Here is a 25,251-nt window from a genome sequence, read left to right as displayed (position 1 = left end):
GTTAACTACCTGATGAAGACGAATATCCTGAATTGATCAGCCGCGCTGCTCGCTTTCTAAACCGCTGTGATTCTATGTTATTGCCTTGCTGCTCTTTCAACAGCGCAAGATAGATTAATGCTTCGTAGGTGTCTGGGTTCAGATAGAGTGCTTTTTGAAACGATTGTTCTGCCTGTTTAAGCCGATTGAGTCCTTGATAAATCTGTCCGAGGAGCAAGTATGCAGGAGCTTGCCCTGGATAGGTTCTAATATAGGATTCGCAGAGTTCTGCAGCGGATAGGAGTTTTCCGCGATCGGCGAGATCTTGAGCCGTCTCTAATAAAGTAGGTGCAGACTGCGGAGATGGCAGAGCGATCGAATTCGATCGCTGTCTGATGAGACTCGGTGAATTTGAGGATTGATGAGGTTGTTTCTGCTTGATCAGTTTAGAGTCGGGTGTAAGTAACCGATTGTCTGGAGACTGCTTCTGAAAGGCAAATGCAGCAGGATAATGGATCAATTGATAAGCTCGATGAGCAAGTTGGGGAGTTTCGACCGCTCCTAAAAACAGTAACCCGAGAGGCAAAAGAACTTGGTCAAGTGCATCAATCGATTGCAGGCGAGCAGAGCGGTCGAGATAAATTAATAAATTGCGACAAAAAACAACGTGATACTGTTTTGCGATCAAGAAATGCGGTTGCAAAATGTTGCCATGTATAAAATTGATGGTTTTACGTATTTCTGCGCGCACTGCATAACTGTCATTTGTCTGCTGAAAATAGCGATCGCACTCTGCAAGACTGTTGCCTCGAAATGACTTTTGACTGTAAATTGCTCGTTCTGCCTTCGCTAATGCATGTTGACTCACATCGATCGCATCGATTTGAAATTGATCAGGAGTGAATCCTGCTTTTAACAGTGTTATCGCGATCGAATAAGGCTCTTCTCCAGTCGAGCAGGGCAAACTTAACAGTTTCATCCTCTGCTGAGGATGGCAAATTCTTTGCGTTTCCGCATATTCTTGCAGCGCTGCAAACGCTCCTTGGTCTCGAAAAAACCAGGTTTCCGGAATCACAACGGCTTCGATCAATTGATTAAGTTCTTGAGGCGAAGATTGAACTAAGGCGAGATAAGCTGCATCATCCGCGATCTGGCACGCAGTCCGTCGTTGTGCAATCGCACGGGCAATGATTCGCGAACCTACACTATTCGCATCGAGTCCTAACTTCTGTTTCAGAATGAGTTCAATCGAGTCTTGCACTCTTCGCCCTCCTTGGCTTCATTCGGGAGTGCGGCAAGCACATCTGAGACAAGATGCTCCCAGTGAATCAGTTGAACCATCCCCTGTTCGGTGAGTAAGAGTTTGCCCAGTTCAGGGGATTCCGTAATGAACTCTGCTGTTTCTGCGTCTTCGATCGAGATTTTTAAGGTTTCAGTGACTCGGGCTGCAATTAAACCGATCGGTCTTGCAGCAGAAGTACTTTGTACCAAAATAATTCGAGTACGATAGCAAATCTGGCTAGGCTGATCGCTGATCAGATGACACAGATCAACGACAGGAATCATTCGCCCACGATAGTTGAAAACTCCGACCACAGAATTACGATCGAGTTGAATCCTTCTCAGTATCACCATGGGTAGGATCTCAACGATCTTACTTGTGTCGATCGCACAGAGATTGTTTCCAATGTGAAACAGGAGCAGGAGCATTGCTTTAGAGACAATTTACAGATTTAGTCAGATTAAAACTTAAAAGAGCATTTTGAGAGTTATTGCTGATACACATTCGCCTCCCTAGAACGATACTGGGAGCGCAGAGTCTTTTTATACGTTTAAAACGCCCTCTCAATTTTGCTGAGTCAAGATAACTTGTGTAATCCTATCCATAGCTGAGTATTGCCTACATCTTCCTTGAGGTTGGAAATTTGTATCTCAACAGAAATTTCCGTTTTATCCTAAATATGTCCGAAGTAGGAAATTACAAGTTGAACAGTCTAGACTTGTACGAAGTTCTATAGGATAAGCACATCTAGATTAAGTTTCTATTTTTATTCTTCAATCGCAGTGATTCCTATCGCAGAGTCCAAATCAGCAGCTACAGGATTTATGATCTCAAATAGTATTGCAGGCGCAATCATGGGTCTGCTCACCGTGACGAGTGCAGTATCGTTTGGGGCGCTTATCTTCTCAGGAGAGCTAGAACCCTATATGCCGTTTGGAATCGGGCTACTTCTTTTTAGCTCGGTGATCATCAGTGCTGTGATTTCTGCCCTCAGTTCCTATCCTGCGATCGTGGCGACGATCGCAGAAGTGACAGTTCCGATCTTTGGTCTGATTGCTCGCCAGATTGTGACGGCAATGCCAGATGCATCGGTAGAGCAAAAGCTGATGACCGTTGTCGCAACGTTAGCGATTAATAGTTTAGTGACCGGAATCATTTTTCTGGGATTGGGCTGGTTCAAACTCGGCAGTTTTGTCCGATTTATTCCCTATCCAGTTGTGGGCGGCTTTCTCGCAGGTATCGGTGCGCTGCTTTTGGTCGCTGCATTTCAGACTGTATCGGGGTTAGATCTAGAGCCGTTTTCGCTGGCAGCTTTCTTTCAAACCAATGCGGTGCTGCAATGGCTTCCAGGAGCATTGTTTGCTGTAGCGATGTTTGTGTTACCGCAGCGAATTACGCATGTCTTAGTTTATCCCGGCATTATTGCCGGAACAGTGGCACTGTTTTATGCGGCTCTCGCAGTCACAGGAACCTCGATCGCTGACGCAACAGAACGAGGCTGGCTGTTAGGCAATGTTCCTAGTGATGGGCTGTATCGCTTTGTTAGTTTTGCAGCCATTCAGCAGGCAGACTGGAATGTAATTATTCAGCAGATTCCGACGCTGGCAGCGCTTTGGTTGGTTTCCGCGATCGCGCTGCTGCTGCACTGTAATGGCGTTGAACTGGTTGCATCGCGGGATCTCGACCTCAATCAGGAATTGAAAGCCGCAGGAATTGCGTCGTTGTTGGCAGGATTGGGAGGCGGAGTCGGCGGATTTGCCAGTGCCGGGGAGAATGCTTTGTCTCACCAGTTAGGAGCGCGAGGCAGATTAGTAGGATGGATCGTGGCAGCACTGTGTCTCGCAATGCTGTTAGGCGGAGCATCATTGCTCTCTTTCTTTCCCAAGTTTATTTTGATTGGGATGCCGCTGCTGATTACGATCGAGTTTTTTAACGAATGGCTCTATGAGGCTTGGTTTAAGTTTGCTCGTGCCGATTATGCGATCATTCTGCTGATCGTGATTGTGACGGTGACGGTTGGCTTTCTCCAAGCCATTGGCGTAGGATTAGTGGCGGCGATTGTCCTGTTTGTGATTAGCTACAGTCGGTTGACGGTGATTCGTCGGATTAGCAATGGAGCCTACCATCACAGTAATGTGTTGTGGACTTCTGATGAGCTAGAAACCCTTGAAGCACAAGGAAACCAGGCTTATATCGTCGAATTACAGGGCTTGATCTTTTTTGGGACAGCTAACAAGTTGCTGAATCAAGTGCGCGATCGCATTCATGACGAACAGCTACCGCCTGTGTGCTATGTGATTTTAGATTTTCGGATGGTGAGAGATCTCGATGCTTCAGCCGTTCTGAGCTTTGCTAAACTCAAGCAGGTTGCAACCCAAAAGCAGATTCATCTGGTCTACACTCATCTGTCTACGCAAGCAAAACGGCGATTGGAACAGGGGGAATGTCTCGAGGAAGCTGATCCGTTCTGCCATCTTTTTGCAGATTTAGACCGAGGGCTAGAATGGTACGAAGGCAAAGTGCTGCAACAATATCATCCCTTGTGTGAAGATCAAGGACTGACACCCGAAGCGGCGTTAGCGGCTCATCTCAAAGCTGACTTTTCTGATCCAAAACAAGTCGATCGCTTAATGACTTGCCTGGAAGTTTGCCATTTAGCAGAAGGAGAATATCTTTTTCATCAAGGCGATCCGTTTGATGGATTGTATTTTGTTGCGTCGGGACAAGTCAGTGTGGTGCTAAATTTCAGCGATGAACAGAACAAACGCATCCGAACCTACACCATCGGGAACACGATCGGGGAAATGGGGCTTTATCGTCGTACAGCACGCATGGCATCTGTGGTTGCTGATAAGCCGAGCACCTTGTATTTCTTGTCGGCTGAAACGTTCGAGCGGATTGAAACCTCTGACCCAATGCTGGCATCGAACATTCACCGTTTTATTGTGGCTTTACTCGCTGAGCGACTCCAACATCGGGAGAATGAACTCAGTCACCTGTTGGAATCCGTCTAAATCGTTGGATTTGAGGTTGAATCGATTCAGAAGTACGTTATTCCGTTGATCGCGGCACATATTTTTCAAACTGAAAGAACTTGAGTAGAACATTCAAAGCAGTATCCGGTTCAGTCGGTGTGATCGCTTCGAGCGTTTGAATTGTTGCAGGAGATAGATGCCGAAATATCTTTGTTAGTAATACAGGGTGTATCGCTGCGGGAAAACCTTGAAGCTCTTGTTCTAGGTGAGACAAACGACTCTTGGCAAAATTGACCTGGAAACGGCATCGCTTGAGTAGACGCTGACGAATATTCTCAGCAAGTGTCGGGTCAGTTTCCACAAGCTGATAGATTTCACCACTTTGCACAAGAGAAACAACATCAGGATTTTCTTCTAGAAAGAGTAAGCTACCTTCTCGGTTGTAAACTTCAATCCCATCAATTCCCAGAGTTCCTAAGTCTGCTAAAGCAAGAATTCGACTGACGATCGACAAAGGTTCGCCACTATACAGTAAAGGTTGATAGATGGCTTGTTCTTGTAAATTATAAGTACAAATCGTGGCTGTAATTGCTTGTTGAATGACTGCAATATCCGTCTCAGTCAGTTGTGCAGCACGGTCAGAAGTCTGTTGATTGTGCTGATCAATCAGGCGCATGAGTTGCTCGATCGTCATTCTTTCACTGACACCAGGCTGCCGCTGACGAGTCGTATGAGGTGGAGAATTCGGGTCAAACTGCTGCACTAGATCATGCGCGATCGCACAAAAATCGAGCAGCGATTGAGTCCGCTCTCGATCAATTTCAGGAGTAAGCGTCGGAGCAATCAAAGCAAAAATCTGCTGCGAACGTCGCTGCACATCTCGAACATGGTCTTGGTTGTGATAGAAAAGCTGTTTCTCGGCTGTTTCTTGAGCAAACCGATCGAGCACCCTTGTTGTCAGATGATCAATCGTTGCTGCAAACGTTTGGGAGATCTGAGACGAAGGATTTAAGTTTGACAAATTTGGCTGTTCGTCTCCGCTCATAACATCTTTCTCCCCCACCGCAGATCAATTATCTGCTGAATTGCAATTCGTCGCATGTGTCTTTTGCAGGAGGAAGAAACAAGGTTAGCGAATCGGAACAGTAAAATAGAAGGTGCTGCCCTCACCTAGCGTACTCTCTACCCAAATTTGCCCACCGTGCAGCTGCACCAGATCGCGACTGATTGCCAATCCCAAGCCAGTCCCTCCATGTTGTCGCGCATCCGTGGCATTCGCCTGTTGAAATCGCTCAAAAATCAGGTCAAGCTTATCTTGCGGAATTCCTCTGCCCCAATCTCTAACTTGGAAACGTACCCACTGATCGCCGTTGACCAATTCTGCCTTCAAATAGACCTCACTGCCTTCAGAGGAGAATTTAATCGCATTCCCTAATAGATTAATCAGCGTTTGTACAATGCGATCGCCATCGACAAAAATTTCGACGTTTAACGGTTGGCAAACTAGGGTTAATTGTGACTCTTCTGCTAGGAGTTGCAAACTCTCAATCGATCGACGCATTAAACTCGCTGTATCACACCATTGTTTCGTTAAAATTAGCTGATGGGCCTCTAAACGTTCTAGATCGAGCAGATCATCAACCAAGCGCACGAGCCGTTCTGTATCTACTTTCGCAATTTCGAGCATTTCTTGAGCAGTTTCGGGATCATCTAATAAACGACCGCTCGATAAAAGTGCTAGCGCTCCTCGCATCGAAGTCAGGGGCGTTTTTAATTCATGCGACACGATCGACAAAAACTCACGTTTCATTCGCTCGATCACATTGCGTTCAGTCACATCTTCGATCGTGCCAACATGCCCAATCAGCTCACCCGTATCCGACAAAATTGGAGCCGTTGTTGCCCGCACAAGATGCACGGTATGGTCGCGATGAACAAACCGGATCTCTTCTAAAAATTCAGTTTGAGCTTTCGCCGAATCTATCCAGTGCGGTAGCACTTGCTGATAATCATCCGGGTGAATTAATTGCTGCCATCCATCACCCAGTGCTTCTTCAAACGTATAGCCACAAATGGCTTGAGCACGAGGGTTGACATAGATACAGCCGCCTTGAGCATCCGTGCGAAAAATGCCAACCGGAGCAGCTTCACTCAAAACGCGAAACTCAGCTTCTATAGGTTGACGTTCTCGGAAGTTCTGCTGAAACTGGGGATTGGCTTTGAGAAGATCTGCTGTGTGATCTCGGAAGCGCTGTTCTAAGTCTTCGTTTGCTTTCTGTAATGCAAGTTCGAGCCGCTTTTTTTCAGAAATATCAAGCCAACATACCACAAATCCATCTTCAAGTTTTGCGACACTGACCTCAAAGGCTTGAGCCGCTGAATCACAAGAGGGATTCCTAAACACTAACTCACGTCTCTGCGGTCTTCCAGTTTCAACGACAGAGCAACAGCCTGCAAAGATGTTGGCATAATAGTCTTCAGCAATAAAATCAGACAGGGATTTCCCAACTTGTTCGCTCGCCTCCATTTGATTGGCAGCGCAGGTTGCAGCATTCACATAATCCACGACAAAATCAACAATCTGTCCTTGAGCGTCTCGAACACTCTGATAAATTGCACAACACTCTAGCATGTTGTCGATCGACGTATAAAAACGGCGCTGACTGCGCTCAAGTTGCCGCTTCAATTCAGCTTTCTCAATGACCTGATCTACGGCTCGTCTCAGTTTCTCGGGTGTCGTTTTATTTTTTGCTAAATAGTCAGATGCCCCGCTTTTCAGTGCAGCGACTGCAATTTCCTCATCGCCGCGTTCAGTCAACAGAATCACAGGAGTGAACTGGTGATCTTGCTGCGGCTGTAACTGCTGTAAAAACTCTAATCCTGTCATATCGGGCAGCGAAAAATCTAGCAAAATGACATCAGGTGACTCCTGTTGATAAAGAAACAATCCCGTTGCTCCCGATTCTGCTTGCCAAATTTGATCAGTCTGACCACCATCTTGTTGTAGATAGCGGCGATAGATTTCATGATCTATGAGCGAATCATCTACGATCAGAATTTTTCGGTAATCGTCTGTCATAGTCGGTCACTCCAAGTTTTATTATCGGTTTCGTTTGCGTAGGCGTGTCCATTCCAAGCGGCGCGTAATGCGAGCAATGAGTTCTGGCGGAATAATCGGTTTACCGACAAAGTCATCTGCTCCTGCATCAAATACACGATGAATCACCTCAGAATCGCCATAGCTCGTCATCAATAAAATGGGCAAATCTGCCCACTGCGGATCTTGACGCACCACTTGACAGAGTTCAATGCCGCTAAACTCTGGCATTTCGACATCTAAAATCAGCAAGTCAGGAACCGTTGCCGTCAAGATTTCCCAAAATTGCTCGGGATCAGCTAAGGTCGTAACTTGCAACCCCCACGGAGGTAGGAGTTCAATAATCTGTTCGAGGATTTGTGATTCATGAGCGACAACCAGCACCTTTGCTTCTGAAGGTGGAGCTGGGTTTAGCAGTTTGGTCACAACTCGCAACACCTCCGTGAGTGAAATGGGTTTATGCAGAAAAGCTTGTCCACCAAGACGAGCGACTGTAATGCGATCGCGCAAACTATTTCTCACAGTTAATGCCACAACTGGAATGGTTGAATTTTGCGCAGCCAATTCTGATAGTAGGCTCAATCCATCTTCCTCGGAATCTGCAAAAATCAAATCGAGTAAGACAACATCAGGAGGCGGAATTTCTCCACTATAGGAGCGACGTAATGCCGCGCGACCTTGCTCTAAGGTTGTTGCGACTTCTACTTCAAATCCAGTCGCGATCGCGGCTCGTCTCAGCACTTTGGTCAGCGTTGTATCATCATCGATAATCAGGAGTCGAATCGAATCCACATTGGGACTCAGAGCGGGAATGGCAATACTGGGTGCGGCTGCAATCGCGATCGAGAGTGACGCCACTAGTTGTAAGAGACGCTCTGCGTCAGCTTGTCCTAATGATCCCGAGGTCTGGAGAAGTTGATCGATTTGCTGGGCAACTTGAGATCCTTCTGAAAGCCCTAACGAGCCGAGCGTACCGATGAGTTGATGAGCTTGATATTGGGCTTGCGACAGCAAGCTCTGATTAAGTTGTCCAGCCACTAATTGCGCTGCAAATTGCTCAAAGATGGCAACTTCTTCATCCAAGCTTTCTCTCAAGTCGGCTTGCATTGCAGCGACTTCTGCTAAAACTTCTTGTTGTAAGACAGCGCGATCGGGAGATGAAAGAGTAGACTTATTTTTTGCATCCGGGGGTGGCGTGAGCCGATATCCCAGTCCATAAATGGTTTCAATCACTTCATAGGTGATCCCGCTTGCCTTGAGCTTTTGTCGAAGTCCTTTGATATGCGATGCGACTGTTCCTTCTCCCGGTGCTTCTGAAGCGTCCCACAAGCGATCGAGAATGACATCTTTGCTAAAAATTCGCAGTGGGTTTTCAAGAAAAAGCTGCAACAGCCGAAATTCTTTCGCTGTCAAGCTCAGGGGATTATCTTGCCAAGTGACCCGACGGCTATCGGGATAAAGTTTAAGCGCATCCCAGTCTAGGCTTGAAGTAAAGACTGCTTGCCGACGGCGGAGCAGGGATTGAACTCGTGCGACAAGTTCTGCAATATCAAAGGGTTTGGCTAAACAATCGTCTGCTCCTGCATTGAGGGCGAGCACACGATCGCGACTATTGTTCGTCGTCATCAACATCAGAATCGGCGCAGAGTAATTTTGCGATCGTAATGTTCGACACCAACGAATCTCCGCAAGTTCTGCTCCAGCGGTCATGATCAGCAGATCATATTCATAAGCTTGCACCATTTCGATCGCGACTTGACCCTGATCGACAGCATCGATCGCATACTGTTGAGCATTCAGAGCGGTGGTAATCGCAGCAGTCGTCTGGGATTCGGATTCAATCAACAGGATTCTCACACAGGCTCCTCATCCGAACGATACTTTACTGAGAGAAGGAGTTATGGAAGAACTCAGCCATTCTAAAACCATCACAACTGAAGGTTTTGAGTTGTAATGGTTTTGTAAAAAGAAGGTAAATTGTGGGAGCATTTTGAACATAAACTGCACAAACAGGCTGCGTCATCAAGTGTTGCCCGAAAGGGGAAGAACCACAGTTGCAAGCTGTTTTTTTCAGGTTATATTGTGCAGCTTAAACCCCAAATTTGAAGGGATTTTGAAAAAACCATTAAGTTTTACAACACGTCAAATATTTATCTATTGGAATTAGCCTATTACTTGTTAAAAAATCGGTTTTAGATACTACGCATAAGAGATTGAAAATAAGAGATTGAAATCTTGCATATATCGTTGTTTTCTTCTCTCGATTTTTCTGATCTATGCGATCGCTAAAAACATACAATCTCCCCTACATCGCGCCATGTTCCGATGCCACCGCAAGAAAAAAGCACTGCCGATATGCAGTGCTTTCTGAAGTTGTAAGGAAGACGACGTTAGAACTGATCGTCGTTGCCAATTGTGGGCGTTGAAGCGCCGCCAAGGAAGAGATTCTTGGCATTGTCGCTTTGGTAGACGCAATCGATCGAGACTTTATCTTTATTGTCGAGATTGCCCACATAGCCGAAGGTGTTCATCTTCTGACGGCATTCGCGAGTCTGATCAGAAGTCAGCAATTTACGCTGCTCTAAGACTGTCCAGTTGGCGCGTCTCAAAATACAAGCCGGCTCCATTGCAGCTTGAGCCACAAACACTTTGAACGGGTTCAGGGTCACATACAGGCGCGTATTCACCGAAATCGCACTGGCTCCGTTTTGGATACAAAGTTCGGGATTAGGAGCTTGTTGATCAATTTGTAAGTTCGTGACGACGCTCGTGGGATTCGTCGGCGTTGCAGCACTAAAAGCAATCCCAACACCAATTCCTAAGATGAAAATACCTGCAATCACCGCGATCGCGGTTGCATTGAACCAAGAGGGTGTCTTGTTCACAGGAGGAGTTCCTCGATTAGGGGGTAGGTATTCATCATAACGATCGTCGTAGCGATCGTCGTTGTAGGAGTTGCCTCTAGGTCTACGCTTCATAGGTGTCATTGAGAAGGGGTGGATTCTATTTTATCTAAGAAGTCAAGTCTGTTGCGCCTTGGCTCTCTTTCAGCAGGTCGTAATAGGCTTGGGCTGAGTCTTTCATGAATTGATATTCGGATTTGACGCGAGTGTATTGTTCGTCTAAAGGAACATGCAGATCCAAAAGCAGATCCGGATTAAATTCGGCAATTCGAGTTCCAATTAAGGCTTCTTTGACCATACGGACATAGATGCGGCTGAGTTCTTCAACTTTGCAGATCAGTTTTTCGGTTTCGTCGATCGCTCTTTCATAAGTTCCGAGTTGCGATGCATAGAGGTCAGAGACTGCAACTAATTCCGCAAGTTTTTGAATTTTAGTCATTTGGTTTTCCAGCGCAACCCGGTCGAGTTCGAGCCGTAGATGTTCTTTGATCAAGGGGGCAAGTTCTGCCATGACTCGCACTTTGTTTTGGCGATGGTCACGAGATAACGTCATCGGAGTCACTGCCCGCAGACTGTGCCAAGAGTAGAGATATTCCACGTCGCCTGCATCGGTGAGCATGGGGAAAACGACTTGAACCCGATCAGGGCTGCGAAATCGATTCGGAACGGCAAAATTTCCCAATGGCAAATTCGGATAGCGATCGATCGCGCCTTCGACCACGACAACATCACTGTCTCGAACCGTTTGAATTTGGCGATTGTGGTGAGACAGAAAGAAATATGCGATCGCGCCTATTGTAAGTAGAACAAGCAGCAAGTTCACCGAGGCATCTCCAAACTTTCTTCTGCCTATTGTGACGAATTTGAAGGGGATTATGCTACCTGCGGAGTGGAGAGTAGGGAATAGGGAGTGGGGAGTGGGGGTGAACTGATTCAGAAACGCTCCCAAATAATGCGAAAATGTCCTCACCGTAAAGATTTATCAACAGATTCACAACTTATGCGTTCTGCTCAACTGCGTCGTTCTCCGTTGTCTACCTTGCTGCAAGATAGTTTGACTGTCTTTTGGGGCGATTGGCTGGATTTGCGGGTGCGGATTGTGCAGATTGTCTCTTCGGGGCTGGTTTCGCCCTTAATTTATATTTTGGCGTTTGGATTAGGTCTAGGCAGTTCTTTAGATACTGTGACGAAGCCGAGTGCCGGGGACAATTATTTGCAGTTCATTCTGCCGGGAATGGTTGCACTGTCTTCGATGGTGATTAGTTTTGGAGGAACGACGTTTTCGATCTGCGGCGATCGCTTATTTACGAAAACGTTTGAGGAGATGCTATTGATGCCCGTTCACCCGTTAGCAGTGCATCTGGGCAAAATGATGGCGGGAATTCTGCGGGGATTACTCACAGCTAGCTCAGTGATTCTGGTTGCTATCATCTTTACAGGAAAAGTTTGGAGCTTTCTGAATCCGCTATTTTTGCTGGTACTCACCCTCAATTGTGCTGTGTTTGCTGGATTAGGGGTGATTGTTGGGCTGAATGTAAAATCGCTCGAAGGCGTTGGGATTTACAACAATTTTGTGATTGTTCCCATGTCTTTTCTAGGGGGAACATTTTTCGATGCTTCCACTTTACCGATCGCACTCAAAGCGATCGTCTATTTACTGCCACTGACTTACACAACCTTGGGAATGCGGGCGGCAGCTTACTTGCCGATTCAGCAATTTCCTTGGTTTGTGATTCCGGTGCTGCTCGTCATGGCGATCGTGCTATCCGGCATTGGAGCCTATCAATTTTCACATTTGCAGGATTAAACTACGATCGCATTAGGATCTCTGCTTTTTGAACATCGATAACTGCACCAATTTGAGATAAGCAATCCATTCCAAGTAGCCCACTCATTAACGGATTGAAGGGCAAATCGAGGGCAACGATCGAGAAGTTTGTGAACGTTTTTCCAAGACAGTCGAAAGCCGAGATTGGAAGCACGGGCGCGCGACTCATGCCACCAGCTGTCATAATTGAAATTTGTCGGGTTGCAATGCTTGGTTCATACCCTAGATCTTCTAAAACTTTGAAAGGAAGGGTTGTATAGCTAGAACCTGTATCCAGTAGAAGGCGTACGCGTAGAGAATCGCCATTCAGACCACGAATGCTAGCTCTCAAGAAGAGAAGATTTCCCGATCGCTGAAGTGGGTAAATTACACGCGAACTCATAAGATGAATGCGAGATCTTCGGGGATTTCGCCAACGTATTCGATTGAGGCAGGTCGCCCATTTCTAAGGGCGAGAGCATCGTAAATCTCATCCTGATTGGGAGAGTGAGCGAGAACTTGTCCTTGAATGATGCCCATCTGTTCATCCAGTTCGGCTTCTACAATGAGAAGCCATTCCCCTTGAAACTTTTGAGTCATTTGTTCCCAAGTCAAGGTTTCAGACATGACTGAAGCATTTGGATGTGTAAGATTTTGCTTTAAATTCTACCAGAGTCGTCTCTCAGCGTTATTCAAATCTATCAATCCCCACACTCGATCGCAGCACTAATAGGTGGTCACTAAGACTTCGGTAATTTTGCCACGTTTTTCAGCATTGCAGTTGATATTGCGAGTTGCGTGAATTGTATGAATATTAAAATCCTGGTACAAGTCGCGCACAAACTCACAGTCAGAATTCGATAACATCACCTTCACGCCACGATCGCTTAATTCTTTCACCACATCGCGCAACTGGATCTGCTTTTCTTCGCCAAAGGCATAGCGATTGTAAGCTGTAAAATTGCTCGTCGGGCTAATCGGGTAGTAAGGCGGATCGAAATAGACAAAATCATCCGATGTGTGGGCATATTGCAGCACTTGATCAAACGATCCCGGTTGAATCTCAGCCGACTGAAGCGCGATCGAATCTGCTCGCAAAATCTCTGGGTCATAAATCGCGGGATTCTTATAACTGCCTAACGGCACATTGAAATGCCCTTTAGAATTTTCGCGATACAACCCATTGAAGCAAGTTTTATTGAGATAAATAAATCGTGCTGCTCGATCAACATTCGAGCCTTGAGCAAACCAATCTTCGGATTTTGAGATTTGCATAGCAGCACGCACGGCATAGTAATGTTCAGAACTATGCTGTTCGTGATGTTCTTCTAAGCGATCGACTAATTCCTCCAGGCGATCGCGCACACAGCGATACACATTCACCAATTCGAGATTAATATCAAACAATACCGCGCTCGTCGGTTGTAGGTGAAAAAAGATCGCACCGCCACCGACAAATGGCTCATAGTAATTCAAATAGCGATCGGGAAAATAGTCAGCGTACTGCGAAATTAGTTGAGTTTTTCCGCCTGCCCACTTAATAAAAGGACGCGGCGAAACCGGGGTTTTCACTTGAGTCATCATGACTATTATTTAACATCTAAAATACATTTGATCTGATCAGAATTCTATAAATCGCGACGGCAATTTGATCAGGTTTCGTAATTGATCGTCTTCTCGATATGATGAGAATAGTTTAGGAACCTAACGTTATGATGCAAGACCTTTGGAATACTGTTTCTAAGTATCCACGTTTTATCTTTGGTGTCATTTTCGGTGTCATTCTCAACGTGCTTGCACCCTTTGCACCTCTATTCAAACGCCCTGTTACCGCGATCGCGACCGTTGGCATCCTCCTCGCGAGTTTTGCTTTTCTTTCTTTCACCTTACGGGCGATGTTGGGCTTAAATCCTGTGTAGAACATCGGAAATGTTAGAATCAAAACCTTAAGCACCTCATAGGAACGAATTGTTATGGCGACAGATCGAAGAATGGCTCGTGTCGCAGAATCGATCAGACGCGAAGTGAGTCAAATGTTGTTAAATGGCATCAAAGACGATCGCGTCGGAACGGGTATGGTGAGCGTCACTGATGTCGATGTCTCAGGCGATTTACAACATGCCAAGATTTTTGTCAGCATCTATGGCGACGAAACAGCCAAAGCTGAAACGATGGCAGGATTAAAATCTGCGACAGGCTATGTTCGGAGTGAATTAGGACAACGGATTCGGCTGCGCCGCACCCCAGAAGTTATCTTTATCGAAGATCGATCCCTAGAGCGCGGCGATCAAGTCCTGAATTTGATCAATCGCCTCAGCCAAGAACGCAAAGACGAAGAAATTTAGCCTGCTTCATTGAACCCAGAGCCTCAGCGGACTTCGCGATCGCTGAGGCTTTACTGTATCGTATGGTCTTTGAGAGAACGCTCATCAAGCCGGGCAGAACAGACTTCAGTTACTAGTAAATTTTGATGAAATGCTATGAGTGTTATTTACGATCTCGAACATATCACCACGTATCGGTATCAAAACCCGGTCACATTTGGGGAGCACCGGGCGATTTTTCTGCCCAATATGGGATTTGGTGGGCGCATCCTCAGCTATTCGCTTGAGACCAATATTCCCTGTGAGATGCGCTGGATGATGGATACGCTCTCGAATAATGTGACGTTACTAACATTTAGCCAGCCTGCCAAGGAATTGATCGTGACCTACCGAATGCGAGGCGAGCATTTTGGGATTCCAGCGATCGCGGATTTTCCCCTCGATCACCGTGCAGAAGAGATCCCCGTTCAATACACACCAGACGAATGGAATGATTTATCGAGTTTCATTCGTCCCCACACTGAAGATCCCGAAGGTCATCTCGCTGCATGGACAAAACATTTTGTCGCAGGGGATCAAGACAATACCTTGGATGTCTTGCACCGGATGATGGATGCCATTAACCAGACGTTGACTTATCAAGGGCGCGAAGTCGAAGGAACTCAGAGTCCAGCAGAAACCTTGCGCTTAAAGTCGGGAACTTGCCGGGATTATGCTTGGCTCATGATTGAAGCATTGCGGCGATTGGGGCTTGCTTGTCGATTTGTCAGTGGCTATCTCTATGATTCTGCTTTAGATGGCGGTGAAGTTGGAATGACAGGTTCAGGAGCGACTCATGCTTGGGTGCAGGTTTACTTACCCGGTGCGGGATGGCGAGCGTATGATCCCACGAACCGAATTACAGCAGGATATGATTTGATTCGAGTGGCGATCGCGCGGCATCCAGGGCAGGTGATTCCTTTGTCGGGATCATGGTTTGGCGAAACTGGCGATTACTTGAATATGGATGTTCATGTTTCGATTCGTAAGCTAGCAACGCTACCTGAATTTGATGAATCTCAGGCAATTCCGATGTCTACTCCACTCTGAAAGTCAATTCCGATCACAGCGCGACAATCGCTCAAAGAGCACCCGATCTGATGAGCTATGATCCAGACATTGAACCTATCTCACTGATGGCGCTCTAGAATGCTGCACTATCTACGATCGAATATTCTGCCTTCCAAGCCTGCCCAATTGCTGATTCGGACAGGAATGAAGTGGAATCACGATAATTGCCCTGGAATGGCAGCTTCTCTGTCTTATTTTGCACTATTTTCTCTGTTCCCTATGCTTCTCGTGCTTTTGAGCGTGATTGGCTCATGGGTTCAACCTGGAACAGAAGCATTTCAACAAATTCAAGCAGCAGGACAGCGTTTTCTACCCCCTGAAGTTCATGGCTTAGTCAGAAACACACTGCTTGCACTATACAGAAATAGTGCTGGCGCTGGAATTATTGGGTTTGGAGTGCTGTTGTGGACAGCTAGCTCGGTGTTTGAGATTTTGAGAGCTTCAGTGAATAAGATTTGGCGATCGTCCAATCGATCGCCTGAAAGTAGCTCAGTTCCAAAGATCGTGCTTTTCTTTATTGTGAACAAATTGTTTTCGTTTTTATTGATGATGGGAGCAGGTTTATTGCTGCTCTCCTCGCTGATAACTAGCATTGCGATTAAAGCAATTCTGCAACTTGTGTCTACGTTTCAAGCGACCTTTGCTTTTCTCCAGATCGACGAATCACAATTGAGCCAAGGGCTGCAAACTGGATCAGCATTTTTTATTCTGGCATTAGCAACTTGTGTATTGTTCAAGATTTTGCCCTCGGTGCGGGTGGCTTGGCAAGATGTGTGGTTAGGAGCATTACTGACGACTGCTGGATTAATCGGATTACAACAGTTAGTCAGTAATAGTGTGATCTCGCTTGGGGCTGCTTTTCTATCTTATGGTGTGATTGGCAGTGTGATGATTTTGATGCTGTGGATTTTTCTGACGTTTCAGATTGTGCTCTTTGGATGTGTGTTTACTTATGTGTATGCTCATCTGTTTGGCAGTCGGCAGGGGAGAGCGATCGAGTGATTGGGTTGCTATTGAGGGCATTTACTTTGGGGAGTGGGGAGTGATTACAAGGGATCGTGTCCGAATCTAAAGTTTGGCTTTGCGATCGCGGTTTGACCCGCAGCACAAAACAGATCTCCTGCGTTAAATCCTTTTTGAATTTCTTTCTGGCTCAATCCCACTGAAGCACTGGTAATATACAAATCTCTGAGTTCAGCCCCGCCGAAGGTAACACTCGTTGGTCGCTGAACAGGTAATTGAATGCTGTGAATCTCTTCACCGTTCGGATTAAAGCAAGCGACTCGCCAACCATTCCAGAGGGCTATCCAGAGATTTCCAGCTTGGTCGATCGTCATGCCATCTGGTTCAACTACGACACCATCGACACTCTCCCTGCTCAAATCGATCAGGACACGACGATTCGCGATCGCGCCACTTTTCGCATCAAAGTCATAAGCATAGATTAAGTGCTTAGCCGAATCGGTCAAATAGAACGTTGCATCATCCGGACTCCACCCCAATCCATTTGAGATCGTCAGTCCCGTTTCCATCACATGCATCGAACCATCAGGATCATAGCGATAAAGTTCTGCTTGCTCTGGCGCATCACTCACCGCACCAATCCAAAATCGCCCTTGAGAATCGCACTTGCCATCATTGAAGCGAGTGTTCGGGCAAGGGAATTTTATTGGATACACAACCTCGATCGCGCCTGTGTTTACATCGAGAAAAGCAAGCCGATCGCGTAATGCGATGAGTAAGCGATCTTGACCCGCTAGCACGATTGCACTGACGATATCGCCCGTTTCCAAATAGCGATTTCTCCGAGTTGCTGGATCAAATTGATGCACTCGATGATTGTAAGCATCGACCCAAAATAAGACTCGTCGCTCGGTATCCCACACTGGACATTCGCCCAAACGGGCACGTGCCGCAACAACTGGACTAGGCTGACCAGGATTCTCGGAAATCTGCATACAGCGTCAGCCCCCCATCAATAAATAGTGTTTGCCCAGTAATATAGGCCGCTTCCTCAGATGCAAGAAATGCAGCCGAAGCCGCCATCTCTTCAGGATATCCCGCTCGCGCCATCGGGATATGACTTTCGACGATCGCTTTTTGCTGCGGATCTTCGACCCAACTCTCATTGATCGGAGTGATCGTTGCTCCAGGTGCGATCGCATTCACGCGAATTCCGCGACTAGCGTATTCCAGCGCTAGGGTTTTCGTCAAGTTTCCCATTCCACCCTTACTGATGGAATAGCTCAAATACATCGGACGGGGAATGATCTCATGAACGCTAGAAACATTCAGAATCACACCAGAACGGTGTTGTGCTAGGAAATGCTTGATCGACTCGCGCGCACAGAGAAAGGCTCCTCGCAAATTGACATTGATCACTTGATCAAACTTCTCAGTGGGCAACTCGTGAGACGCGAATTCTGATTGAATGCCAGCATTATTCACCAGAATATCAAAGCCTCCAAACTGTTCGATTGTAGAATGCACCATCCGCAGAATATCAGCTTCTTGAGCAACATCACCTTGAGCTAAAAGCGTTTGCACAGAATGTCCCGCTTCGGTTGCGCTCTGTTGCGCGATCGCTGCGGTCTGTTCTGCTTCTTCAGAATCACTTCGATAGTTCAGGACGACATTGCAGCCCTCTTGAGCAAAACGAATCGCGATCGCTTGACCAATTCCAGAACTTGCTCCCGTCACTAAAACCGTCTTGCCTGCTAATCCTTTCATGTATCCTCTGCGCTAAAGTAGAATGCCACAAGGGCGAAATCGCTCTCAGCATAGAATATGAAAATGCGAAGCGATTCGTATCGCTCTTGAGGCTTAGCTCACGCTCAACTTGAAGCATGGAAGTTCCAGAGTGAATCCACCTTGAGAGGAGTGATTCTACTCTATGAGTCATCTGGAGAACTTAAGCCATACAACGAGAGCAGTACAAAGTTATGATGCTGAAATCCATTCATTCGGATTCGTAATCGTTTGGGAAAATTCCCAACGTGATTTAAGAAGGGCTGAACACTGAGTCCTTCTGAAGAAAGCTATCAACAGTTCTCTATTGAATGGAGCGACCTAATGTTTGCACAACTGCCAGAACGTCAAATGCACGTCATTCGATGGGTTCTTACGATCGGGTGGCTTCTTGTTATTGCCTCTCTGTTTTATGACCCTTGGACTCCAGCATTGACAGAACAAAGTCATCCTTGGAGTCCATTGCGCCTGACTGGAGAATGTGTGCAAGTTCAAGGAACCTGTATTGCTGAAGCGCCTTACGCGATCGGAGCTATCTTATTTTGGGGGGCGATCGTTCCTGCTGGAATTTTTATCCTGCTTGTGTTTGGACACGAACTCTGGCGGCGCATCTGTCCGCTGAGTTTTCTCTCTCAAATTCCACGCGCCCTCGGTTGGCAGCGTCAGTTCAAACGGGAAAATCAGAAAACAGGGAAAGTCCGCTATGAGTTAGCAAAGGTCAATTCTGATTCGTGGCTCGGTCGGAACTATCTTTATGTACAGTTTGGCTGGCTGTTTGTAGGACTGTGTGGACGAATTCTGTTCTTTAATGCCGATCGCTTCGTTTTGGGCTTATGGCTGGTCTTTACCATCATTGCTGCGATCGCAGTTGGCTATTTCTATAGCGGCAAATCTTGGTGTCAGTACTTTTGTCCGATGGCTCCGGTACAGACTGTTTTTAGTGAGCCGAGAGGACTACTTGGCAGCAAAGCGCACATGAGTGATAGCCAAATTACGCAATCGATGTGTCGGACAGTCGAGACCGATGGCAAAGAAAAAAGTGCGTGTGTTGCCTGTCAAAGCCCTTGTCTTGACATTGACTCTGAGCGAACTTACTGGGATGGCTTGAATAAGCCGGAAGAATCATTGATTCGATATGGCTATGTTGGCTTAGTGATCGGTTACTTTGTTTACTACTATCTCTATGCGGGTAATTGGGACTATTACTTTTCTGGAGCATGGAATCGTGATGCTGATCAGCTTGCATCTTTGATGAGTCCTGGGCTGTACTTGAACGGGCAACCCCTTCCAATCCCTAAGATTTTGGCAGTTCCTCTCGTCTTAGGTGCATCGACTACGATCGCTTATTTCATAGGACGATTGATCGAGCACCGTCTCAAATCTCAACTCAAGCTGCATCCTGATATCATTCAGCATCGCATTTTTGTAATTTGTACATTCGGTGTTTTTAACTTTTTCTTCTTTTTTGCGGGTCGTCCTTTACTGCGACTGATGCCATACTGGGTGCAAGCGAGTTTTGATATTGCGATCGTCTTTCTCAGTACACTGTGGTTACAACAGGCTTGGCGACGGAGTTCTGATCTCTATTCACGTGAGAATTTAGCGAGTCGCTTCCGCAAGCAGTTAGCAAAATTACAGATTGATGTTTCGCAGTATCTAGAGGGACGATCGCTCGATGATCTGCATACTAACGAAGTGTATGTTCTTGCGAAAATTCTGCCCGGTTTCACCCGTGAGAAACGCCATGAAGCTTACAAAGGTGTCGTGAAAGAGGCATTAGAAGAAGGGTATGTGAACTACTCTAGTAGCTTAGAAGTCTTAAAGCAAATGCGGCAAGAGTTGGGCGTTTCCGATGATGAACACCGTGAAGTGCTAGAAGAATTGGGAATTGAAGATCCAGAGATTTTAAATCCAAATCGTCAGCGATCGCTCGAAAACCAAATCCGATTAACAGGCTATCAAAAATCGCTTGAACGCTTGATGCGGCTTCAACAGCAAGATGGTGCAACAATTCGCACACTCAATCAACAATACTCAATTAGCCAACAAGAGGAAGATTGGATTCAGAGCGGTCTTTCTCCAGAAGCAGATCAGAAACTAGCAGGTTTGCAGGCGCGATTGTCCGAATGGATCGAATGCGATCGAGCTTTGAATCATCCGATGCTTCAAAGTCAGGCAGCAGTGCTCAAAGTCCTCAAAGACACGGTTCAGCGCAAACAGGAGTTAATCGTCGTAGAGTTAAGGAAGCAGAATTCAGATGCGACTTCAGTACAACCGAATTCAGCAGAAATCTCAACTCAAGATACGATCAGCTACTTAGAGCTATTGCTTTCACATTACAATCCAATTGTTCAAGCAGCCACCCTTTTTGCGATCGCTCAATTGAATGGTGATCGCGTGCAATCGTTGGCGCACAAGCTTCCTGATCATCCTCTTGTTCAAGACACTGCGAAACAACTCCCATCTTCAGATCTCAGAAAGCTCCCGACGCTTGAAAAGTTAGTTTATTTATCAAACAGTGATTTCTTCCACCGAATTCAGTCTCAAACTTTAATCGAGATTGAGCAACGCTCCCAAGTCAAGCCGTATTCAAAAGGAGAGGTGATCACAGAGACAGGCGATACTTGCCGCGAATTGCTTCTACTGCTAGAAGGTGCAGCAGGAATTCACTACTCATCCGAGAACGGAGTTCGGGTTGAGCATTTGCATCCTGGGCAGATTTTAGATGAGCTAGAGGTGCTGACGCATAGCAATTCCGAAAATACGATCGTTGCAGAAAGCGAAGTGACCCGCATCCTTGCTATTCCAATCGATGCGATCGATGATTTACTCGATCGTGATCCTGATTTTGCTCGACGCATTTTAGAGCTAGAGAGCCGCCAACTTCAGCGACTTGTGCGAGCTTAAACCTCAAGGAAGCTCAGCAATTGCGATCGCGATCGCGGTTTGACGATTCGACTTCTAGGTGATGAGAATTCATCAGCAGTTTCGGATCAGCATCATTGAGACATGCGATCGCGGCAATTTCAGGGTGATCCTAAAAATCTAATTGGCAGGAGGTGTGACCGAAGCAGTTGATCTCTCAGGAACTTTAAACTTAAGCTCATACACCAGAAGATAGGCTTGAGCTTTATTTCTATCGTTCTCTGCTTTTGCCGCTTCGTATTTCTGGATCAGATCGACGACTTTCTCTGGAGTTGCATTGGCTCGAACAATTTCTTCTGCCTTCTGATTCAAAAGCCCATAGCCAGTACTTGCAAGAAGCTGAGGCTTGTCTAACAGTTTGCCGTCTTTGTCCACAAGTACCGCGATCGCAGCAGGATGTTGACGTTCTTGATAATTTTGCAGCACAAAACCATCAGGAAAAGGAACTTCTTGAATCGGATCGTCAGGCTTTCTCAGCAGAATCCGCTCCCACACCAATCCTTTGTCTTTCAGAGATTGCGTAAAGTTTTGGGAATTGACAGCAATGTCTTGGTTTGTCGTGCCTTGAGGATTGTAGCGCGTCAGTGCGAGAAGTTGATCGGTACGGGTTTGCGGAACGGGTGTAGGCGGTGTAGAAGGTTGCGGTTGCTCAGACTGATTGGGGGTTCCAGGCGGAACTGGAGTCGTACCTCGTGCCACTTCAGCCGGATTCGCCTCAGTTAGCCCTGAAGGAGATTGTGGGTTCGTTGGGGCAGGAGTTTCGGGAGGAGTTGTGGGCTTGGTTTGAGGAGGAGTTGGAGGCTGTTGAAGCGCTTGAAATTTTCTGATGCGTTCTCGAATCGCATCAATCTCTGCTTGCGTGAGACTTCTACCCAGGTTGCGCCGCTGCGGAAGCGGAGAAGAAGGAATCGGCAGCGGCGTGAGATCAGGAAGCGTGTAGAGGGGATTTGGAACTGGGGGAATCGTCTGTCCAGTTTGAGGAAGTTGAATTTTGCTGTTAGCAGTGTTCGGGATAGGAGGAAGTCCAAGACGGGACGTTGAAGCTTGAGGAGCGCTGCTGCTCTGAGGAGGTTCGAGCAGACGGACGCGGCGAATCTCGGACTGCGCGGGGTCTGGGGAGGAAGTAAAAGCAGGAAGAGTCGCAAACAGGATCAGATGTGCGCCCACAGAGCCGAGCATCGCCAACGCCGCAGGTTGCTGCAGGGTTTCGGGGAGGTCGCGGAGAAAGTTGGAGAAGGCAGAAGAAGACATCATATGCAGTCGGGGTTCAGCGATCGAGCATGTGGGACTATCTCAGCATTTTAGGACAGCGATCGAACAATCGAGTGTCAGGTTCGTGAAATGGAAACGAAAACTATTCTCTTTTACAACAGATTAATGATTTGACCAGGATTGTTTAACGCCAAATCATAGACAAAACCTTAGACGGAAGCAAGGTCGCATCCGATTGTATAGAACAAATATACGATCGAGGAAATTCCTGCTACGCTAATTTAGTACGCTCGAACTAAGAAAAAATGATCCACTTTCGAGAAAGATGGTGTAGAGTAGATCGCTATTAGACAAAACGCTATATATGGCGTTGCTCATCTCTTTAAATTCAATTCAGGACGCTAGACCTAGACAAAGGGAGTTTCGCATGGTTCAAGATATCGCACGCCCAATAGGGTCGTCTGGCTCTGATTTGCCAGAGTTTGACTCAAAGAACAGTCAATTTCCGGCTTCGGCTCCTGCCGCAAATCCGGTTTTTTACCGAACCTATAGCCGCAAGCTGAGCGAAACTCGTCGCGAGTCTTGGGCACAAGTCAGCCAGCGGACGATCCAAGGACTCGCTGACCTTGGCAATTTTACCCCAGAAGAGCAAGAATTGATCGAACAGATGCAGCGATCGCTGCACTGTTTGCCGTCGGGTCGGTGGCTCTGGGTCGGTGGAACAAATTGGATTGCCAAACCAGAAAATTTCTCAGGATCGTACAACTGTACGAGTACGAATCTGATCGACTGGCGCGCCTTTGGTCTGATGATGGATCTTGCCATGATGGGCAGTGGAACAGGGGCAATATTAGAACCGAAATATACCGATCGTTTACCTACCATTCGCAATCGCTTGAATGTGACTGTAACCCGCGAAATTGGCGAAGTAGCGGACTTTTTAAGAGAAGAAGCAACCGAGCTTGAGATCAACGGCAATCAAGTCACGATTCAAGTGGGTGATAGTCGTCAAGGTTGGGTGAAGTCCTATCAGAGTTTGCTAGAACTCTCAACCGATGAGCGGTTTACAGGCGATGTCGAAGTCTCGATCGATTTAGGTCACGTCCGTCCCGCAGGTGAAAGATTGAAAGGATTTGGGGGCGTTGCGAATCCGATCAAATTACCTGAACTCTATGCACGTTGTGCCAAAGTTCTCAATCGCGCACTCGGTCGCAAGCTTAGCCCAATTGAATGCTGCTTACTGATTGATGAAGCTGCCGCTTGTGTTGTTGCTGGTAACATTCGACGATCTGCCGGGATGCGTCAAGGCAGCAGTGAAGATGCTGAGTTTGCTGGTGCAAAAGACAACCTCTGGCAGCAAGATGAGCAAGGAAACTGGCGAATTGATCCCGATCGTGACGTGCTCCGCATGGCAAATCACACTCGGGTTTATCACCACAAGCCAACCTTAGAAGAATGTGTAGAAGCAGTTCGCAAGCAGTTCTATTCGGGCGAAGGTGCGATTCAGTATGCTCCAGAAGCAATTGCTCGATCGAATGCTGATATTCTGACTACTCCCGAATTAAAATCCGAGTTTCTTCGGGCGTATGAAGCAGGCAATGGGCAGCAATGGATTCAAGCCAAACATCCAAACATGCCGCTCAAGGAACTTGAGCATCGGTTGGGACGGTACGGGCTGAATCCATGTGGAGAAATTCTTGGTGAAGACTTCCACTGTAACTTGTCTGAGGTTCACCTCAATCAGATTGATCCGCTGGACTACGAAGCTCAAGAGCAGGCATTTACAGCAGGCGCACTTTCAGTTGCAGCTTTGCTCAATCACCGATTTGCTGAGCCTCGCTATCAGTATTCGCGAGAAGTAGATCCGATCGTTGGAGTTTCCTTCACCGGACTGTTTGACTTCTTTGTGAATGCATTCGGAACAGAGTGGTTGCGCTGGTGGGAAGCAGGTAGACCCGATACTTTGACTGGAATGCAGTTCAAAGAGCGCGAAAAAGAATATCTATCGCGCTGGAAAGAGATTGTGCATCGAGTAGTCGGTGAGTACTGCGATCGCCAAGGGATTCGTCGCCCGAATCGTTGTACCACGGTTCAGCCTGCTGGAACAAAATCGTTGTTAACAGGTGCGAGTTCAGGTTGGCATCCGCCCAAAGCTCAGCGCTTTATTCGACGCATTACTTTCCGGAAGAATGATCCGGTTGCACTGGCGTGTTTGGATTATGGATACAGCATTGTTCCGTCTCAGTCCGATAAGGATGAAAACGGCAATTTGTTGAATGATCCATTTGATCCACGGTGTACAGAATGGCTAGTTGAGATTCCCGTGGAAGTGCCTTGGGCAAACATTCCAGGAGCCGACCAGATTGAGATTGAGAAGTTCTCGGCTCTCGCTCAAATGGACTTCTATCTCCAAGTTCAGAAATACTATACTGCTCACAATACCAGCGCTACGATCGAGCTTCGAGAAGATGAAGTAGAAGGGTTAGCACATCGGATTCATCAAGCGATCGAAAACGATGAAGGCTACATTAGTGCAGCGTTACTAGCGCGCTTTGATGCTCCTTTCCCTCGCCTGCCGTTTGAGAAAATCGATCAAGCGACCTATCAGAAATTGCAGGCTGAAGTGTTAGAACGTCGATCGACCGATGACTTCTATGCAGCTTTGGTACGACATGATGGTGGTGACTTGATTGAAGCAGGCCCAGCAGGATGTGATTCTGATAAGTGTCTGTTCTCTGAGACAAAGAAAGAATCTTAGCTTGAGTATTGATAGATAGAACTGAGCCTCCAGGATACTCTGGAGGCTTTTTTGATCAACTCAAATTGCGTGATGGGAAAGCGATCGCATAATATTTGCCTAGTTGCTGTGATGCTAGTGCATAGTGTTGA

21 protein-coding genes are annotated in these 25,251 nt (G+C 46.8%); 8 read left to right on the top strand and 13 right to left on the bottom strand.

What is annotated here, in order from left to right:
* Position 1: 1 nt before the first annotated feature.
* Together OU814_RS08370 and OU814_RS08365 are read right to left on the bottom strand one after the other, a co-directional pair.
* Positions 2-1,240, bottom strand: coding sequence for a CheR family methyltransferase (locus OU814_RS08370; protein ID WP_268181870.1), 1,239 nt, complete (start codon positions 1,238-1,240; stop codon positions 2-4).
* On the bottom strand, positions 1,213-1,689 hold the full coding sequence (locus OU814_RS08365; protein WP_017289354.1) for a chemotaxis protein CheW: 477 nt from the start codon (positions 1,687-1,689) through the stop codon (positions 1,213-1,215). Before OU814_RS08365 ends, OU814_RS08370 begins: the two co-directional genes overlap by 28 nt.
* A gap of 396 nt (positions 1,690-2,085) precedes the next feature.
* On the opposite strand from OU814_RS08365, the gene OU814_RS08360 reads away from it, so the two are divergent.
* The gene (locus tag OU814_RS08360) at positions 2,086-4,275 is read left to right on the top strand and encodes an SLC26A/SulP transporter family protein (protein WP_268181868.1); all 2,190 of its coding nucleotides are present in this window, start codon (positions 2,086-2,088) and stop codon (positions 4,273-4,275) included.
* A 37-nt stretch (positions 4,276-4,312) separates the two neighbouring features.
* On the opposite strand, the gene OU814_RS08355 is transcribed toward OU814_RS08360, so the two are convergent.
* From OU814_RS08355 to OU814_RS08335, 5 genes are all read right to left on the bottom strand, one after another.
* Positions 4,313-5,281, bottom strand: a complete 969-nt coding sequence (locus OU814_RS08355; protein ID WP_268181866.1) for a hypothetical protein — start codon at positions 5,279-5,281, stop codon at positions 4,313-4,315.
* Positions 5,282-5,365: 84 nt separating this feature from the next.
* Positions 5,366-7,315, bottom strand: a complete 1,950-nt coding sequence (locus OU814_RS08350; protein ID WP_268181864.1) for a hybrid sensor histidine kinase/response regulator — start codon at positions 7,313-7,315, stop codon at positions 5,366-5,368.
* A 21-nt stretch (positions 7,316-7,336) separates the two neighbouring features.
* The gene (locus OU814_RS08345) at positions 7,337-9,190 is read right to left on the bottom strand and encodes a response regulator (RefSeq protein ID WP_017289358.1); all 1,854 of its coding nucleotides are present in this window, start codon (positions 9,188-9,190) and stop codon (positions 7,337-7,339) included.
* 533 nt (positions 9,191-9,723) lie between these two features.
* On the bottom strand, positions 9,724-10,311 hold the full coding sequence (locus tag OU814_RS08340) for a DUF3172 domain-containing protein (RefSeq protein WP_017289359.1): 588 nt from the start codon (positions 10,309-10,311) through the stop codon (positions 9,724-9,726).
* A 34-nt stretch (positions 10,312-10,345) separates the two neighbouring features.
* Positions 10,346-11,059 (bottom strand): hypothetical protein, encoded by a 714-nt coding sequence (locus OU814_RS08335; RefSeq protein ID WP_190652930.1) that lies wholly within the window; start codon positions 11,057-11,059, stop codon positions 10,346-10,348.
* Between the two features lie 177 nt (positions 11,060-11,236).
* On the opposite strand from OU814_RS08335, the gene OU814_RS08330 reads away from it, so the two are divergent.
* Positions 11,237-12,043 (top strand): ABC transporter permease, encoded by an 807-nt coding sequence (locus tag OU814_RS08330; RefSeq protein WP_017289361.1) that lies wholly within the window; start codon positions 11,237-11,239, stop codon positions 12,041-12,043.
* A gap of 1 nt (position 12,044) precedes the next feature.
* Here the strand turns inward: OU814_RS08330 and OU814_RS08325 are convergent, their stop codons facing one another.
* The 3 genes from OU814_RS08325 to OU814_RS08315 form a co-directional block, all read right to left on the bottom strand.
* Entirely contained in the window at positions 12,045-12,446 is a 402-nt protein-coding gene (locus OU814_RS08325) for a retropepsin-like aspartic protease (RefSeq protein WP_268181860.1), read from the bottom strand.
* Complete coding sequence (locus OU814_RS08320; RefSeq protein ID WP_268181858.1) at positions 12,443-12,670, bottom strand: hypothetical protein; 228 nt, start codon at positions 12,668-12,670, stop codon at positions 12,443-12,445. The genes OU814_RS08325 and OU814_RS08320 overlap by 4 nt, the downstream gene beginning before the upstream one ends.
* A gap of 99 nt (positions 12,671-12,769) precedes the next feature.
* The gene (locus tag OU814_RS08315) at positions 12,770-13,627 is read right to left on the bottom strand and encodes a DNA adenine methylase (protein WP_017289362.1); all 858 of its coding nucleotides are present in this window, start codon (positions 13,625-13,627) and stop codon (positions 12,770-12,772) included.
* Between the two features lie 128 nt (positions 13,628-13,755).
* Between OU814_RS08315 and OU814_RS08310 the strand changes: the two genes are divergently transcribed.
* From OU814_RS08310 to OU814_RS08295, 4 genes are all read left to right on the top strand, one after another.
* Positions 13,756-13,962 (top strand): DUF751 family protein, encoded by a 207-nt coding sequence (locus OU814_RS08310; protein WP_017289386.1) that lies wholly within the window; start codon positions 13,756-13,758, stop codon positions 13,960-13,962.
* A 54-nt stretch (positions 13,963-14,016) separates the two neighbouring features.
* Complete coding sequence (rbfA, locus tag OU814_RS08305; RefSeq protein ID WP_017289387.1) at positions 14,017-14,388, top strand: 30S ribosome-binding factor RbfA; 372 nt, start codon at positions 14,017-14,019, stop codon at positions 14,386-14,388.
* A gap of 135 nt (positions 14,389-14,523) precedes the next feature.
* A complete protein-coding gene (locus OU814_RS08300) occupies positions 14,524-15,456 on the top strand; it encodes a transglutaminase family protein (RefSeq protein WP_017289388.1) in 933 nt (310 codons plus the stop codon).
* 99 nt (positions 15,457-15,555) lie between these two features.
* Complete coding sequence (locus OU814_RS08295; RefSeq protein ID WP_268181853.1) at positions 15,556-16,479, top strand: YihY/virulence factor BrkB family protein; 924 nt, start codon at positions 15,556-15,558, stop codon at positions 16,477-16,479.
* A 44-nt stretch (positions 16,480-16,523) separates the two neighbouring features.
* On the opposite strand, the gene OU814_RS08290 is transcribed toward OU814_RS08295, so the two are convergent.
* Both OU814_RS08290 and OU814_RS08285 read right to left on the bottom strand, forming a co-directional pair.
* Positions 16,524-17,435, bottom strand: a complete 912-nt coding sequence (locus tag OU814_RS08290) for an SMP-30/gluconolactonase/LRE family protein (RefSeq protein ID WP_268181851.1) — start codon at positions 17,433-17,435, stop codon at positions 16,524-16,526.
* Complete coding sequence (locus OU814_RS08285; protein ID WP_017289391.1) at positions 17,404-18,207, bottom strand: glucose 1-dehydrogenase; 804 nt, start codon at positions 18,205-18,207, stop codon at positions 17,404-17,406. Before OU814_RS08285 ends, OU814_RS08290 begins: the two co-directional genes overlap by 32 nt.
* A gap of 342 nt (positions 18,208-18,549) precedes the next feature.
* On the opposite strand from OU814_RS08285, the gene OU814_RS08280 reads away from it, so the two are divergent.
* The gene (locus tag OU814_RS08280; protein WP_268181849.1) at positions 18,550-21,132 is read left to right on the top strand and encodes a cyclic nucleotide-binding domain-containing protein; all 2,583 of its coding nucleotides are present in this window, start codon (positions 18,550-18,552) and stop codon (positions 21,130-21,132) included.
* 138 nt (positions 21,133-21,270) lie between these two features.
* Here the strand turns inward: OU814_RS08280 and OU814_RS08275 are convergent, their stop codons facing one another.
* Entirely contained in the window at positions 21,271-22,404 is a 1,134-nt protein-coding gene (locus tag OU814_RS08275) for a hypothetical protein (protein WP_268181847.1), read from the bottom strand.
* A 385-nt stretch (positions 22,405-22,789) separates the two neighbouring features.
* Here OU814_RS08275 and nrdJ point away from each other — a divergent pair, with 385 nt between their 5' ends.
* Positions 22,790-25,120: a ribonucleoside-triphosphate reductase, adenosylcobalamin-dependent gene (gene nrdJ, locus OU814_RS08270; protein WP_268181845.1), complete on the top strand. Its 2,331-nt coding sequence runs from the start codon at positions 22,790-22,792 to the stop codon at positions 25,118-25,120.
* The last annotated feature ends 131 nt before the right edge of the window (positions 25,121-25,251 follow it).

Source organism: Leptolyngbya sp. GGD (assembly GCF_026735145.1).
Taxonomy (GTDB): domain Bacteria; phylum Cyanobacteriota; class Cyanobacteriia; order Leptolyngbyales; family Leptolyngbyaceae; genus Leptolyngbya; species Leptolyngbya boryana.
The sequence above is the reverse complement of the archived record's forward strand: the minus strand, read 5'-3'. Positions and strand labels throughout refer to the sequence as shown.

What these genes read in the sequence shown, in the direction of transcription:
- OU814_RS08365 (WP_017289354.1), bottom strand. Translation starts at nt 1,689, where the DNA reads ATGCTCCTGCTCCTGTTTCACATTGGAAACAATCTCTGTGCGATCGAC.
- OU814_RS08360 (WP_268181868.1), top strand. Translation starts at nt 2,086, where the DNA reads ATGATCTCAAATAGTATTGCAGGCGCAATCATGGGTCTGCTCACCGTG.
- OU814_RS08355 (WP_268181866.1), bottom strand. Translation starts at nt 5,281, where the DNA reads ATGAGCGGAGACGAACAGCCAAATTTGTCAAACTTAAATCCTTCGTCT.
- OU814_RS08350 (WP_268181864.1), bottom strand. Translation starts at nt 7,315, where the DNA reads ATGACAGACGATTACCGAAAAATTCTGATCGTAGATGATTCGCTCATA.
- OU814_RS08340 (WP_017289359.1), bottom strand. Translation starts at nt 10,311, where the DNA reads ATGAAGCGTAGACCTAGAGGCAACTCCTACAACGACGATCGCTACGAC.
- OU814_RS08330 (WP_017289361.1), top strand. Translation starts at nt 11,237, where the DNA reads ATGCGTTCTGCTCAACTGCGTCGTTCTCCGTTGTCTACCTTGCTGCAA.
- OU814_RS08325 (WP_268181860.1), bottom strand. Translation starts at nt 12,446, where the DNA reads ATGAGTTCGCGTGTAATTTACCCACTTCAGCGATCGGGAAATCTTCTC.
- OU814_RS08320 (WP_268181858.1), bottom strand. Translation starts at nt 12,670, where the DNA reads ATGTCTGAAACCTTGACTTGGGAACAAATGACTCAAAAGTTTCAAGGG.
- OU814_RS08315 (WP_017289362.1), bottom strand. Translation starts at nt 13,627, where the DNA reads ATGATGACTCAAGTGAAAACCCCGGTTTCGCCGCGTCCTTTTATTAAG.
- OU814_RS08310 (WP_017289386.1), top strand. Translation starts at nt 13,756, where the DNA reads ATGATGCAAGACCTTTGGAATACTGTTTCTAAGTATCCACGTTTTATC.
- rbfA (WP_017289387.1), top strand. Translation starts at nt 14,017, where the DNA reads ATGGCGACAGATCGAAGAATGGCTCGTGTCGCAGAATCGATCAGACGC.
- OU814_RS08300 (WP_017289388.1), top strand. Translation starts at nt 14,524, where the DNA reads ATGAGTGTTATTTACGATCTCGAACATATCACCACGTATCGGTATCAA.
- OU814_RS08295 (WP_268181853.1), top strand. Translation starts at nt 15,556, where the DNA reads ATGCTGCACTATCTACGATCGAATATTCTGCCTTCCAAGCCTGCCCAA.
- OU814_RS08290 (WP_268181851.1), bottom strand. Translation starts at nt 17,435, where the DNA reads ATGCAGATTTCCGAGAATCCTGGTCAGCCTAGTCCAGTTGTTGCGGCA.
- OU814_RS08285 (WP_017289391.1), bottom strand. Translation starts at nt 18,207, where the DNA reads ATGAAAGGATTAGCAGGCAAGACGGTTTTAGTGACGGGAGCAAGTTCT.
- OU814_RS08280 (WP_268181849.1), top strand. Translation starts at nt 18,550, where the DNA reads ATGTTTGCACAACTGCCAGAACGTCAAATGCACGTCATTCGATGGGTT.
- OU814_RS08275 (WP_268181847.1), bottom strand. Translation starts at nt 22,404, where the DNA reads ATGATGTCTTCTTCTGCCTTCTCCAACTTTCTCCGCGACCTCCCCGAA.
- nrdJ (WP_268181845.1), top strand. Translation starts at nt 22,790, where the DNA reads ATGGTTCAAGATATCGCACGCCCAATAGGGTCGTCTGGCTCTGATTTG.